Raw genomic sequence first — 12,875 nt, forward strand, 5'->3', positions numbered from 1 at the left:
AGCCGGTGACAGACGCACCCAGAACGCGGGTCATGGTTGTCGACGACCACCCGATGTGGCGTGAGGGCGTGAGCCGCGACCTGACGGCCGCCGGCTACGACGTGGTGGCCGCCACGGGCGAGGGCCGGCAGGCGGTCCGCATCGCCGCGGCCGCGCGGCCCGACGTCGTCGTGCTCGACCTGCAACTGCCGGACGTCTCGGGGGTCGAGGTGATCAACGGTCTGCTCGAGGCGGTGCCGGGTGTCCGGGTGCTGATGCTCTCCGCCAGCGGCGAGCAGCAGAGCGTGCTCGACGCGGTCAAGGCGGGCGCGAGCGGCTACCTGCTGAAGTCCGCCGCGCAGGCCGAGTTCCTCGACGCGGTGGGCCGCACCGCCGCGGGCGACACCGTCTTCACGCCGGGCCTGGCGGGCCTGGTGCTCGGCGAGTTCCGCCGGCTGGCCGTGGAGCCGGCCACCCCGGACGCCATGACCCCCAAGCTGACCGAGCGCGAGACCGAGGTGCTGCGCCTGGTGGCGAAGGGCCTGTCCTACCGGCAGATCGCCGAGCGGCTCGTCCTGAGCCACCGCACCGTGCAGAACCACGTGCAGAACACGCTCGGCAAGCTCCAGCTGCACAACCGGGTCGAGCTGACCCGATACGCGATCGAGCAGGGCCTGGACTAGCGGTAGTCGGGCGCGTTGGTCTCGTGCATGGCCAGCTCCTCGGCGCTGGCTCCGCCGCCCGCCGCGCCGGCGTCGTAGGCGATGCTGTCCGCCTCGTCGTCGAAGCCGTAGCCCTCGTCGGTGGCGACCAGGCGGCCCACCGGCTGCGGTGCCTCCTCGTCCAGCTGGCCGTCGTCGTAGAGGGACACCGCGGAGTTCGGGTCCGAGGTCGGGCCCGGCCCCCACACGTCCGCGTCGAAGCGGAGCTGCTCGGAGTCCTCGACGGTCTCGTCGTACGCGTGGTCGGCGTCCGGAGACGGGTCGCCGGCGCCGAAATCGGGCTCCTCCTGGCGCAGGTGGTACGCGAGGGGCTCGCCCTGGAGCGCCTCCGCCGGGGTGTCGCCGAAGCGGTTGGAGCCGCCCGGCCCGACACCCGGTAGCGCGGCCGGATCGCGGCCGTCGGCCCATCGGCTGCTGGTCACCGAGTCGTACGCGTTCGAATCGGCGTCGGCGGTCTCGGGCAGGCCCGATGCCTCCGGGTCGGAGACTTCGGTCGGATAGTCGTTGTCTCGCATGTTCCGCAATCTACCCGCGAGCGTGCCCCGCCATACCCACGCTGGAGACTTCCGTCGGCTGCTCCTGCTCGCCCTCGAGCACCGCCCAGACGACCTTTCCGCCGGTCAGCGGCAGACTGCCCCAGCGCCGGGCCACCGAGTCGATGAGCAGCAGGCCGCGTCCGCCGTACGAGGTGACCGGCACCGGGTCGCCGGAGAAGCGCGGCACGTCCGCCGAGTGGTCGCGCACGGCCACGGTCACCGTGTCGCCGCGCAGCCCGAGCAGGACCGTCATCGGCGTGCGGGCATGCACGACGACGTTGTTGACCATTTCGGTGACCACCGTGCAGGCCGGCCCGGCCAGCCCGGGCAGTTCCCAGCGGCCACACGCCTCGGTGACCAGTTGGCGCGAGCGCCTGGCCGCGCCGACCTGTGGCTCCAGGGCGAGGTCGAGGAAGTGTCCCGGTGCCGGGGCGCCGAGCGCGGCGAAGGCGTCCGCCGCGGTGGGCCAGACCGGCAGCCCGGTGCCGTTCCAGGTCTCGCCCTCCGCGACCGCGCAGATCATCAGGCGGCTGCCGGGCCAGTCGGCGACCTCCGCGGCGAGGCCGCTCAGGACGGAGACCGTTGCCGGGTCGCGGACGCTCAGCTCGGCAACGTCGACGACGACCGCCTCGGGCTGGCCGGCCAGGAAGTCGATCAGGATGGATCGCACGAGCGGCGCGGTGACGGCATCGAGGATCCCGGCCAGCCGGACGACCGGATAGGTCTGCCCGCTGTCCACCAGGTGCCGGACCTCGCTCGACATGATCGCTCCATTGTGCGTAACGCGGGTCGTTCCCGCATTTCGGCGCGTAGCAGTCCCGTTGTGAGGCTTTCTAGCTGTATGACCAATTAACGACGGTATGGCCTGTGTAGGTGGTACCCCGTGGCCTGAGTCTCATGCACCTCAGCGCCCAGCGGGATGCAATCTTGAGTTGCCCTTCGGCCGATCCGCGCGCGGATGCGCCGTCGCGTGGTGGTGCTGCGGCTCGGCGTACCTGGTCATGGCGATCACCGAAGCCAGGGTGACCACGAAACCGACGGCGGCCATCCACTCCCGGCCCGGATGGATTTTGTCGCCCAGCCACAGCAGGCCGACGACGGCCGCCGGCACGGCACCGGCGGCGTCCATCGCGGCCACCGCGGCGGTCGTCGAGCCGCGCTGCATGGCGAGGCCGAGCAGCAGCTGGCCGACGATCGAGTGCGCGACCAGCAGATAGAGCAGCGGATTGGCGCAGAAATCGCCGAGCGTCTGCTCGCCGGCGAGCGGGCGGGCCGCGATGGCCGCCGCCGAGAACGCGATGCCGGCCAGGGAACCGAGCGCGACGGAGCCGAGGGCGCCGTGTAGTCGCACCGCGAAGAAGCCGAGCACCGCGATGGCCAGCAGCGCGCCGGCCAACCCGATCATCCCCGGCGTTCCCAGCTGCCGCGACTGCGCCGGCTGCGCGGAGATCACCAGCGCCGTGATCCCGCCGAGCAGCAGGATGAGCAGCGCGACCTCCGCGACCGGCAGGGTCCACTTCAGCAGCAGGACGCCGAGCAGGGCGGTGACGCCGAGCCCGGCCGCGACGCTTGCCTGCACGAGGAACAGCGGCAGGTCCCGCCGCGCGAGGAAGGCCAGCACGAAGCCCAGGACCTGGCACAACAGGCCGAGCAGGTACGTGCGGTGACAGGCGAGCCGGACCAGGAGCTGCGGGTCGAAGGTGTGATGCACGGTCGTACGTGCGGCCGCCATGGACTGCAACAGATTGGCGATCCCGTACGCGGCGATCATCGCGGCGAGATAGAACCAGCCCGACGACATCACCCGGCGAGAATAGACCAGCTCCGGCAACCCCTCAGGACTATCGGTGCGTCAGGCCGTTGCGCGGGTCAGCCGTCCGAGGATTTCGGAGTGCAGGTGACCGTTGGTGGCGATGGCGCTCCCGTCGCCCGGCGCGCGCTGCCCGTCGAGGTCGGTGAACGCGCCGCCGGCCTCGGTGACGATCGGGATCAGCGCCGCGACGTCCCAGAGCGACAGCTCGGGCTCGACCATGACGTCGAGGGCGCCCTCGGCGAGCAGCATGTAGCCGTAGAAGTCGCCGTAGGCCCGGCTGCGCCAGGCGTCACGCATGATGCCGAGCATCGGCTCGAGCCGGCCGGCCTCCTCCCAGGCCGGCAGGCTCGCGTAGCAGAAGCTGGCGTCGCCGAGCTTGCGCACGGCGGAGACGGAGATCTTGTTGGCGGCGCGCTGGTGCCGGCCGGCGAAGGCGCCGTGCCCCACCGCACCCCACCAGCGCCGGCCCAGCGCGGGCGCGGACACCAGGCCGGCGACCGGTCGCTCGCCCTCCATCAGGGCGATCAGGGTGCCCCAGACCGGCACGCCGCGGATGAAGTTCTTGGTGCCGTCGATCGGGTCGATCACCCAGTGCCGGTTGCCCTGCCCGGCGGGCGGGGTCGACATGCCGAACTCCTCGCCGAGCACGCCGTCGCGGGGCCGGGCCCGCGACAGCGTCCCGCGGATCGCCTTCTCGACGGCGGTGTCCGCATCGGAGACCGGCGTGAGGTCGGGCTTGGCCTCGACGCGCAGGTCCAGCGCGCGGAACCGGGCCATGGAGATCGAGTCGGCCGTGTCGGCGAGCAGGTGGGCGAGGGCGAGGTCATCGGCATACGAGGCCATGCCGGGCACGCTAGCCGATCCGGTCGCCCCCCGTGATCGAGGACCGGCGCCGGTGGGAGGGCGTTACTCGATCTGATCGCGCGGGTCCGGCTCACCGGCCCGCGAGGTCAGCAGCCTCCGGTACGAGGCCAGGCGGCGCGCGTCGGCCTTGCCCGCCGTGATCCAGGCGTCCAGGGCGCAGTCCACGTCGCCGGCGGCGTGTCCGCAGTTGGGCGGGCAGTCGACGGTGCCCTCGACCAGGTCCGGGAAGCCGTGCAGCAGGCTCTCCGCGCTCACGTGCGCGAGCCCGAAGCTCCGGATGCCGGGCGTGTCGATGATCCAGCCGGGGTCGCCCTTGCGGCGGACCCGGGGCAGGCGCAGCGCCACCGCGCTGGTCGAGGTGTGCCGGCCCTTGCCGATCGCGCTGACCACGCCGACCGCCCGCAGCGCGTCCGGGACCAGCCGGTTGACCAGGGTGGACTTGCCGACGCCGGAGTGGCCGACCATGACCGAGATCCGCCCGGCCAGCCGGTCGCGCAGCTCGGTCAGGTCGCTGTCGGGCTTGACCAGCACGTACGGCAGGTCCAGCTCGGCGTAGTAGTCCAGCACCGCCTCGGGGCCCGCCAGGTCGGCCTTGGTGAGGCAGAGCAGTGGCTCGATGTCCGCGTCGTAGGCCGCCACCAGGCAGCGGTCGATGAAGCCCGTGCGTGGCGGCGGGTCGGCCAGCGCGCTGACGATGACGAGCTGGTCGGCGTTGGCGACCACGACCCGCTCGAGCCGGCCCTCGGGGGTGGTGTCGTCGTCGTCCGCGGTGCGGCGCAGCACCGAGCTGCGCTCGGCGATCCGCACGATCCGGGCCAGCGCGCCCGGTGCACCGGACGTGTCGCCGACCAGCGCGACCCGGTCGCCGACCACGACGGACTTGCGGCCCAGCTCGCGCGCCCGCATGGCGGTGATCAGCTCGTCCAGGTGCTCGGCGTCCTCGCGCACGCAGCCGTAACGGCCGCGGTCCACGGTGATGACGAGGGCGTCGACGGCGTCCTCGTGCTTGGGCCTGGTCCGGGTGCGCGGGCGCGAGGAACGGCCGGGCCTGATCCGTACGTCGTCCTCGTCGTACTCGCGCTTCCTGGCCGGCAGTTTCAGTCCCCCGTCACGAGGTGTGCCCAGAGCTCGGGGAACTCGGGCAGCGTCTTGGAGGTACACGCTACGTCGGTGAGGCGCACGCCCTCGACGGCGAGGCCGATCACCGCCGCCGCGTGTGCCATGCGGTGGTCGGCGTAGGTCTCGAAGTCGGCCGGCCGCAGCGGTCCGGGGGTGATCTCCAGCCCGTCGGGGTGCTCGACGATGCCGGCGCCGATCTTGCCCAGCTCGGCGGCGAGCGCGGCGAGCCGGTCGGTCTCGTGTCCGCGGATGTGCGCCACGCCGCGCAGCTCGGACGGCGAGTCGGCAAGGGCCGCGAGCGCCGCGATCACCGGGGTCAGCTCGCTGACCTCTGACAGGTCGGCCTCGATGCCGTGCAGCGCGCCGGTGCCGCGCACGGTGAGCCCCTCGTCGCTCTGGCCGACCTCGCCGCCGAGCGCGGTGAGCAGCTCGGTCAGCCGGCCCACCGGCTGCCAGCTGTCGCGCGGCCAGCCGGCCAGCGTGACCGTGCCACCGGTGACCATTGCCGCGGCGAAGAACGGCGCCGCGCCGGACAGGTCCGGCTCGATGTCCCAGGTGCGGCCGCGCAGCCCGCCCGGCTCGACCGTCCACACGTCGGGCACGCTCTCGTCCACCGTCGCGCCGGCGGCGCGCAGCATGTGTGTGGTCATCCGCAGGTGCGGCGCGGAGGGCACCGGCGGACCCTCGTGGCGCAGGATCAGGCCCTTGGCGAAGCGGGGCGCGGAGAGCAGCAGCCCGGAGACGAACTGGCTGGACCCGGAGGCGTCGATGATCGCCTCGCCGCCCGCCAGCAGGCCGGTGCCGCGCACGACGAGGGGCAGCCCGCCGGTCGGCGACGCGTCGATGTCGGCGCCGAGCGCGCGCAGCGCCTCGATGATCGGGCGCAGCGGCCGGTTGCGCGCGTGCGGGTCGCCGTCGAAGGTGACAGTGCCGTCGGCCAGCGCGGCGACCGGCGGCGCGAAGCGCATGATCGTGCCGGCCAGGCCGACGTCGATGCGGGCCGGCCCGCGCAGGGTGCCCGGCTCGACCCGCCACAGCTCGTCGGATCCGGTGTCGATCGTGACACCGAGCGCGCGCAGCCCCGCGGCCATCAGCGTGGTGTCGCGGGCGCGCAGCGGGCGGCGGATCTCGGACGGCCCGTCGGCTAGCGCGCTGAGCACGAGGGCCCGCGCGGTCATGGATTTCGACCCGGGCAGCCGCACCGTGGTGGCGACCGGGCCACCGGCGACGGGAGCCGTCCAGGGACGCGCTTGAGTAGTCACGGCCCCCATTCTGCCGGTCGGGTACGACAGCCTGCGCGGGGCAACACGAAAGACGCGAGCGGCGTAGGGTCGCTGCCATGTGCGGGCGGTACGCGACGACGCGGAGCGAGGCCGACCTCGGCCTGCTCTTCGACGCGGTGACCGTCGCCGAGGAGCTGGCGCCGAGCTGGAATGTCGCGCCGACCGACCCGGTGCCGGTGGTCCGGATGTCGCGGCGCCACGACGCCCGGGTCGTCGACACCGCGCGCTGGGGCCTGATCCCGCCCTGGGCGGACGATCCGCGGGCCGGCGCCCGGATGATCAACGCCCGCGCCGAGACCGTGGCGACCTCGCCGGCGTTCGCGCCCTCGTTCCAGCGCCGCCGCTGCCTGGTGCCGGCCGACGGCTGGTTCGAGTGGGTCCGCGACGGCAGAAAGCGCCAGGCCTTCTACATGACGCCGGCCGACTCGTCCGTGCTCGCGTTCGCGGGCATCTGGACGATGTGGCGCGAGCAGACCCTGACGTGCAGCGTGCTGACCACCGCCGCGCTGGGCGGCCTCGCCGCCGTGCACGACCGGATGCCGCTGATCCTGCCCCGGGAGCGCTGGCCCGAGTGGCTGGCCGGCGGTGGTGACGCGCCCGGCCTGCTGCGGCCGATGTCGCCCGCCGAGCTGGCGGCGATCGAGGTCCGACCGGTCCGCCCGGACGTGGGCAATGTGCGCAACAACGGGCCGCACCTGCTGACGGCGCCCGAGCCGGAGATCGAGGCGGAGGCGACCCTCTTCTGACTGAATCCTGGATGTCGCGCGCCTGTCTTATTTGCCGCTTCGCGGCGAAACGCGGCTGACTTTTGCGGCAAATGCAGGCACTTTTATCAGCAAACATTGTTTCGAGATAGACAACCCCCTTGTTCTGATCTTCTTCCGTGCGATAGAAACCAGGGCCGGTGTGATGCCGGTCCGCACGGTGCGGACCGACCGTCACGGCCCTACCGGCACCCACGGGGGAGGTGGGCTGATGACACGTGCTCGAATGCCGCGGCCGCATGAGGTCGCCATTGCCAGGCGCGACCCAAGATTGCTCAGTGCGATCGACGAACGCAGGTCCGACGAGGCCTGGCGTACCCGCGGCAGTTGCCGCACCGTCGACCCGGAGACGTTCTTTCCGGCTCCGAACGAACCCTCCGAGAGCGCTGTGGCGCTCTGCGGGGGCTGCGACGTCCAGGGGCCATGCCTCGCCTGGGCGTTGCAGGTCGGTGACTGCCACGGCGTCTGGGGCGGGACGACACCCAGGGAGCGGCGGGCGATGCTCGTCGCCTGGCGCGAACGGGTGCTGCCCGACGGGGCGGAGGTCGACGACGGCACGGACGAGGAAGACCGTCGCCTGCTCACGCTGGTGCCGATAAGCCGCTAGACATAGGAGTCGTGGACAGCTCCTTCATCGAAACGCCGCGCGGGCCGGCGGGGATCCGGATCACGGACCCGGTCGGCCCGCCCGTCAGCATGCTCGTCCTCGGCCATGGTGCCGGCGGCGGCGTCGACGCGCCCGACCTGACGGCGGTGCACGACGTGGCCGTCGCCGCAGGGGTCCGGGTGGCGCTGGTGACCCAGCCCTACCGGGTCGCCGGCCGCCGCGCGCCCGCACCGGCCGGCCATCTCGACGAGGCCTGGACGGCGGTGGTGTCGCAGATCCGGGTGGACGGCCTCCCGCTCGTCCTGGGCGGCCGCTCGAGCGGTGCCCGGGTGGCCTGCCGCACGGCGCCCGCGCTCGGTGCGGCCGGCGTGCTCGCCCTGGCCTTTCCGCTGCACCCGCCGGGCAGGCCCGAGCGCAGCCGCGCCGGCGAGCTGCCGGCGGACCTGCCGACCCTGGTGGTCAACGGCGACCGGGACCCGTTCGGCGTGCCCGAGCCGGTCGGCCGGGTCGAGGTCGCCGTGCGCCCGGGCGCGGTGCACGATCTGCGCCGTGACCTGCCCGGGACGGCCGAGATCGTGGCCTCCTGGCTGGCGGCCAACAGCTGGGCCCGCTGAGCCGGAATGCGGGCCGCCCCGCCGCCGTTGCACAAGCCGGATGGCTGTGTGTCGGAAGGGGTACCCCAAAGTGCGAGCCGAAACCGGATTCGTGGAGCGCGACGGTCTGCGGGCCCGCCAGATGAGCGGCCTGCTGCGCTCGCCCGAGTGGCCGGCGGCGGCGCCGGCGGGCGTACGGTCATCGGTGAGAGTCGGCACTCCGGCGGTTTTCGAATCGCCGAGCGGGACACAACCCGTATCCTCGGCGTGGCGGTCGAGGGGAGACTTGCGGGTGACGCCAGCAGAGCGGACCGAACGGACCGAACGCAGCGAGAAGGCCGAGGAGCGCCGCGCGCGCTTCGAACGCGACGCGCTGCCGTTCGTCGACCAGCTGTACGCGGCGGGCCTGCGCATGACGCGTAACCCCGCCGACGCCGAGGACCTCGTGCAGGAGACCTTCCTCAAGGCCTTCTCGGCTTTTCACCAGTTCGAGCAGGGCACGAACCTCAAGGCCTGGCTCTATCGCATCCTCACCAACACGTACATCAACTCCTATCGGCGCCGGCAGCGTCAGCCCGTGCAGGCGCCGACCGAGGAGATCTCGGACCGGCAGCTCGCCTCGTCCGAGTCGCACACCTCCGCGGGCCTGCGCTCGGCCGAGACCGAGGCGCTGGACAAGCTGCCCGACAGCGATATCAAGGACGCGTTGCAGCAGCTGCCCGAGGACTTCCGGCTGGCCGTCTACCTCGCTGATGTCGAGGGTTTCTCGTACAAGGAGATCGCCGACATCATGAACACGCCGATCGGCACGGTCATGTCCCGCCTGCACCGCGGGCGGCGCAACCTGCGCAAGATGCTCGAGCAGTACGCCATCGACCGCGGCATCACCCGCAGCTCCGGCGCGAGCGCCGCACAGGAGGCGTGAGCGACGTGAACGACGACGAGCACAAGACCGATTGCAGCGTAGTGATCAGCGAGGTCTACCTGTACCTCGACCTGGAGTGCAGCGACGACCGGCGGCAGCTGATCCACAAGCACCTCGACGACTGCTCGGACTGCCTGCGGGAGTACGGCATCGAGCACGAGGTCAAGGCCCTGGTGGCGCGCTGCTGCGGCGACGAGACGGCGCCGGAGGAGCTGCGGGAGCGGCTCCGGATCAAGCTCAGCGAGTACGTGGTCGAGGTGGAGACGCGCGAGTATCTCCCCTGAGACCACGGCGGCGGTAAAGGCGACAAAGAAGGGCCGGCAGCGATCGCTGCCGGCCCTTCCCGTCGTCCACGGCTCAGGAGTTGGGGCGCTTGCCGTGGTTCGCCGCGCTCTTCTTCCTGGCCTTCTTCTTGCGAGACTTCTTCGCCATGTCGATCTCCATTCGTCCGCACGCCAACTCGCCGATGGTAGTCGGCGGCGGAACGACGCCCCGTCACGCCCCATATGCCCGCACGGCGCCACCATGATTGGATACCGTTCACCCGAGTAGCGCCGACTGGGAGGACTGCACCATGGCCGACGAGATCCGAGCAGAGATGGTGGCCAACGTGTGGAAGGTCGTCGCCGCCGCAGGAGCCGACGTCGAGGAGGGTGACACCCTGGTGATCCTCGAGTCGATGAAGATGGAGATCCCCGTGCTCGCCGAGTCCGACGGCGTCGTGGCTCAGCTGGCGGTCAACGAGGGCGACGTGGTCCAGGAAGGCGACCTGATCGCCGTCATCGAGTAGTGCGGCCCGACAGCCAGCGCCGGAGGCGGACGCCGAATCGGCGCTGGCGCGGCATCAGCGGCACCGTGAAATCCTCCTCCTCCAGCATGACGGCCGCGGCCCGCTCCCGGACGTCCGGCTCGAGTCCCGGGGTAGCCAGCGCCAGGTGCGCCACCGACCAGGCGATCGGGTGGTGCGTGCCCGCGACCTCGTCGAGCCGGCGCGTCACCAGCTCCGCCACGTCGGCCCGCGCGTCCGGCTCGACCCAGGCGCTCGTGACCAGGGCGAAGAGCGCGGCCTCGGTGATCTGATCCGTGCCGCCGCCGGCCAGCTCGACGAGCATCCGGCGCCGGGCGGACCGCGCCCACGGCTCGTCCGTGCGGTGGTGCAGCAGTCCCAGGCAGGCCCAGACCTGCGCGCAGCGCGCCCAGAGCGCCGGGTCGTGCGCCGCCAGCGCCCGCCCGACCTCGTTGTCCGGCGCCGGCGGCGGGCAGGCGATGAGCGCCAGCAGGTCCTCCGGCTCGACCAGCACCAGCCCCAGCGCCGCGTCGTAGGCGGCCGGCGGGTGCGGCCACAGCGGGTGCGCGAGCCGGTGCAGCCGCTGCACGGCCGCCTCGGTCGGCCGCCCGGCGACGAACGGCTCCCGGGCCGGGTCCGAGGTCATGGTCGGCGCGGTCGGCACCCTGCTCAGCCAGGGCTGGTCGGCGCAGCAGTCGGCCAGGTCGGTGTGCTCGTGGGTGGCGTCCGGGTGGTCGCGCTGGAAGTCGGCGAGCCGGACCAGGTGCGCCAGGTCGCCGTCGGCGCGGTACCGCAGCCGGTGCGCGGTGTGCACCGCGCAGTCGAACTCCGGGTCCTTGGCCAGCGCCCGGTCGGCCCAGGCCAGCGCGTCGTCGAGCCGGCCGTGGTCGGCGAGGGTGCCGGCGATGTCCGCGTAGACGGAGAGGTCCTCGGGGTCGTACATGACCGCGCGGCGCAGGGCCGCGAGGCACTCGGGGATGCGGTCGGCGCTGCGGTAGGCGTAGCCCAGCCAGATCTCCGCCAGCTTCGACGGCCGGATCCGGGCGCCGCGCACCGCCCACTCCACGGCCAGTTTCGCCTCGCCGAGCCGGCGGGCCAGCGCGGAACCCGCGCCGAGCAGCATGGCCTGCTCGGGGTGGGCGTCGACGGCGTGCCGGACCAGCGTCAGGTAGGGCCGCAGGGCGTCGCGCCCGGCCTCGGGCACGGGGTCGCCGATGGCGGTGCAGAGCTGCATGACGATCTGGGCCAGCAGCCCGGGCTCCATCCGGGCGCCCAGCTCGGGTGCGATGACCCACGGCACGCCCGCCCAGTCGACGCCGGGCGTGTGCCCGCTCGCGGCGACCAGCAGGGGCAGCCCGTCCTCGGGCCGGCCCGCGGCGGCGAGCAGGTGCGCCCGGGCGACGACGGTGCCCACGAACGCGTGCTGCTCGAGCGGGAAGAGTTCCAGGCCGCCGTCGGCGCGGGCGGCGAGGCGGCTGAGCAGTTCGTGTGTCTCCGGCAGGGTGGGCGCGTGCGCGATCGCGCCGGCCAGATGATCGGCGGCGTGGTGCATCTCACCGCGTTCGAGCGCCGCGCGGGCCTGCTCGAGGTCGCGGTCGGCGGAGTGCCGGGAATCATCCATGACCACGCCTTCCCTGCGTGGCACGCCGTGTGCCACCGACGCGAGCCTAGGCGACGAATCTCGATATGTCAGGCCGCAAATTGCACGCACCCATGCTCGAAACGTTGCGATTGGAGGCTCTACAGTGCAAGACTGCGCACCAAATGAGCGTGAGTGCGCACGAGAGGACGGTTCAGTGACTCAGCGAGGCCAGGGCATGGCGGACGACATCGCAGAGCAGCCGGAGGGCTACGCGCGGCTGCTGGAGGGGGAGCCCGCCAAGGCGATCGCGGAAGTCGCGGCCCGGGTGGCCGAGCGGCGCCCCCGGCACGCGGTCTTCGTCGGCCGGGGCACCTCCGATCACGCGGCCCTCTACGCCGCCTATCTGACCGAGATCCGGCTGGGCATCCCGGTCGGCCTCGCCTCGCCCAGCGCGATCACCCTCTACGGCGCGCGGCCCGACCTGGCCGGCGCCCTGGTCGTCGGCGTCAGCCAGAGCGGCGGCTCGCCTGACCTCACCGAGGTGCTCAAGGTCGCCCGCGAGAGCGGCGCGCTGACCCTCGCGGTGACAAACAACCCCGCCTCGACCCTCGCGCAGACCGCCGAGCTCTCCATCGACGTCGCCGCCGGGCACGAGCGTGCCGTCGCCGCAACCAAGACCTACACGGCCGAGCTGCTCGCGCTGCTCCTGCTCGTCGAGGGCATCCGCAACGGCGACGGCACACTGCCCGCCGACGAGCGGGCCGCGCTGGAGAAGCTGCCGCGACTGGCCGCCGAGGTGCTCGCCGACCACGGCACGGACGAGCTCGCCCAGCGCTACCGGTTCGCGTCGCGCCTGGTCACCACCGGCCGCGGCTACGCGTACCCGACCGCCCGGGAGACCGCGCTCAAGCTCATGGAGACCTCGTACCTGCCGGCGCTCGCCTTCTCGGGCGCGGACCTGCTGCACGGCCCGCTGGCCATGGCCGACCCCGACGTGCCCGTGCTCGCCGTCGTCGGCGCCGGCCCCGGCGGGCGGTCGATGACCGACGTGGTCGCCCGCCTCGGCGAGCGGCGCGCCGACGTGGTGACGGTCGGCGCCGCCGACATACCCGGCGCCTCCGGCCGGCTGGCCGTGCCGGCCGTCGACGAGCGGTACGCCCCGCTGCTCGACATCCTGCCGCTGCAACGGCTCGCGCTCGCCCTCGCGCTGGCCCGCGGCGAGGACCCGGACGCGCCGCGCGGCCTCAAGAAGATCACCTCGACGCTCTGATCGCGGGAGTCCGCGGCGTGGGCGTGGCACG

At 72.9% G+C, this 12,875-nt stretch carries 16 protein-coding genes; 8 read left to right on the top strand and 8 right to left on the bottom strand.

The window, feature by feature from the left end; translation table 11 throughout:
- The first annotated feature begins 32 nt into the window (after nucleotides 1–32).
- Entirely contained in the window at nucleotides 33–662 is a 630-nt protein-coding gene (locus BJ971_RS02960; RefSeq protein ID WP_184998602.1) for a response regulator, read from the top strand.
- On the opposite strand, the gene BJ971_RS02965 is transcribed toward BJ971_RS02960, so the two are convergent.
- From BJ971_RS02965 to aroA, 6 genes are all read right to left on the bottom strand, one after another.
- Nucleotides 659–1,216: a DUF5709 domain-containing protein gene (locus tag BJ971_RS02965; protein WP_184989563.1), complete on the bottom strand. Its 558-nt coding sequence runs from the start codon at nucleotides 1,214–1,216 to the stop codon at nucleotides 659–661. The genes BJ971_RS02960 and BJ971_RS02965 overlap by 4 nt on opposite strands.
- Before the next feature lie 10 nt (nucleotides 1,217–1,226).
- Nucleotides 1,227–2,000, bottom strand: a complete 774-nt coding sequence (locus BJ971_RS02970; protein WP_184989566.1) for an ATP-binding protein — start codon at nucleotides 1,998–2,000, stop codon at nucleotides 1,227–1,229.
- 141 nt (nucleotides 2,001–2,141) lie between these two features.
- Nucleotides 2,142–3,008 (bottom strand): hypothetical protein, encoded by an 867-nt coding sequence (locus BJ971_RS02975; RefSeq protein WP_221479064.1) that lies wholly within the window; start codon nucleotides 3,006–3,008, stop codon nucleotides 2,142–2,144.
- An 81-nt stretch (nucleotides 3,009–3,089) separates the two neighbouring features.
- Nucleotides 3,090–3,893 (bottom strand): histidinol-phosphatase, encoded by an 804-nt coding sequence (gene hisN / locus BJ971_RS02980; protein WP_184989570.1) that lies wholly within the window; start codon nucleotides 3,891–3,893, stop codon nucleotides 3,090–3,092.
- A 63-nt stretch (nucleotides 3,894–3,956) separates the two neighbouring features.
- On the bottom strand, nucleotides 3,957–5,039 hold the full coding sequence (gene rsgA / locus BJ971_RS02985; protein WP_377885266.1) for a ribosome small subunit-dependent GTPase A: 1,083 nt from the start codon (nucleotides 5,037–5,039) through the stop codon (nucleotides 3,957–3,959).
- Entirely contained in the window at nucleotides 5,012–6,304 is a 1,293-nt protein-coding gene (aroA, locus tag BJ971_RS02990; protein WP_184989572.1) for a 3-phosphoshikimate 1-carboxyvinyltransferase, read from the bottom strand. The genes rsgA and aroA overlap by 28 nt, the downstream gene beginning before the upstream one ends.
- A gap of 68 nt (nucleotides 6,305–6,372) precedes the next feature.
- On the opposite strand from aroA, the gene BJ971_RS02995 reads away from it, so the two are divergent.
- The 5 genes from BJ971_RS02995 (at nucleotide 6,373) to rsrA (ending at nucleotide 9,489) form a co-directional block, all read left to right on the top strand.
- Entirely contained in the window at nucleotides 6,373–7,062 is a 690-nt protein-coding gene (locus BJ971_RS02995) for an SOS response-associated peptidase (RefSeq protein ID WP_184989574.1), read from the top strand.
- A 229-nt stretch (nucleotides 7,063–7,291) separates the two neighbouring features.
- The gene (locus BJ971_RS03000) at nucleotides 7,292–7,687 is read left to right on the top strand and encodes a WhiB family transcriptional regulator (protein WP_239087604.1); all 396 of its coding nucleotides are present in this window, start codon (nucleotides 7,292–7,294) and stop codon (nucleotides 7,685–7,687) included.
- Between the two features lie 11 nt (nucleotides 7,688–7,698).
- On the top strand, nucleotides 7,699–8,301 hold the full coding sequence (locus BJ971_RS03005; protein ID WP_184998605.1) for an alpha/beta hydrolase family protein: 603 nt from the start codon (nucleotides 7,699–7,701) through the stop codon (nucleotides 8,299–8,301).
- Nucleotides 8,302–8,371: 70 nt separating this feature from the next.
- Complete coding sequence (locus BJ971_RS03010) at nucleotides 8,372–9,205, top strand: sigma-70 family RNA polymerase sigma factor (RefSeq protein ID WP_377885260.1); 834 nt, start codon at nucleotides 8,372–8,374, stop codon at nucleotides 9,203–9,205.
- Between the two features lie 5 nt (nucleotides 9,206–9,210).
- Nucleotides 9,211–9,489 carry a mycothiol system anti-sigma-R factor gene (gene rsrA, locus BJ971_RS03015; RefSeq protein WP_184998606.1) on the top strand — a complete coding sequence of 93 codons (279 nt, stop codon included), beginning with the start codon at nucleotides 9,211–9,213 and terminating at the stop codon, nucleotides 9,487–9,489.
- 73 nt (nucleotides 9,490–9,562) lie between these two features.
- On the opposite strand, the gene BJ971_RS42595 is transcribed toward rsrA, so the two are convergent.
- The gene (locus BJ971_RS42595; RefSeq protein ID WP_369814844.1) at nucleotides 9,563–9,637 is read right to left on the bottom strand and encodes a 50S ribosomal protein bL37; all 75 of its coding nucleotides are present in this window, start codon (nucleotides 9,635–9,637) and stop codon (nucleotides 9,563–9,565) included.
- Nucleotides 9,638–9,779: 142 nt separating this feature from the next.
- On the opposite strand from BJ971_RS42595, the gene BJ971_RS03020 reads away from it, so the two are divergent.
- Nucleotides 9,780–9,995, top strand: coding sequence for a biotin/lipoyl-binding carrier protein (locus BJ971_RS03020; protein ID WP_184989578.1), 216 nt, complete (start codon nucleotides 9,780–9,782; stop codon nucleotides 9,993–9,995).
- Here BJ971_RS03020 and BJ971_RS03025 read toward each other — a convergent pair.
- Nucleotides 9,985–11,613: a tetratricopeptide repeat protein gene (locus tag BJ971_RS03025; protein WP_184989580.1), complete on the bottom strand. Its 1,629-nt coding sequence runs from the start codon at nucleotides 11,611–11,613 to the stop codon at nucleotides 9,985–9,987. The genes BJ971_RS03020 and BJ971_RS03025 overlap by 11 nt on opposite strands.
- A gap of 196 nt (nucleotides 11,614–11,809) precedes the next feature.
- Between BJ971_RS03025 and BJ971_RS03030 the strand changes: the two genes are divergently transcribed.
- On the top strand, nucleotides 11,810–12,844 hold the full coding sequence (locus BJ971_RS03030) for an SIS domain-containing protein (RefSeq protein WP_184998608.1): 1,035 nt from the start codon (nucleotides 11,810–11,812) through the stop codon (nucleotides 12,842–12,844).
- Nucleotides 12,845–12,875: the final 31 nt, after the last annotated feature.

The organism is Amorphoplanes digitatis, assembly GCF_014205335.1.
GTDB classification, from domain to species: Bacteria; Actinomycetota; Actinomycetes; order Mycobacteriales; family Micromonosporaceae; genus Actinoplanes; species Actinoplanes digitatus.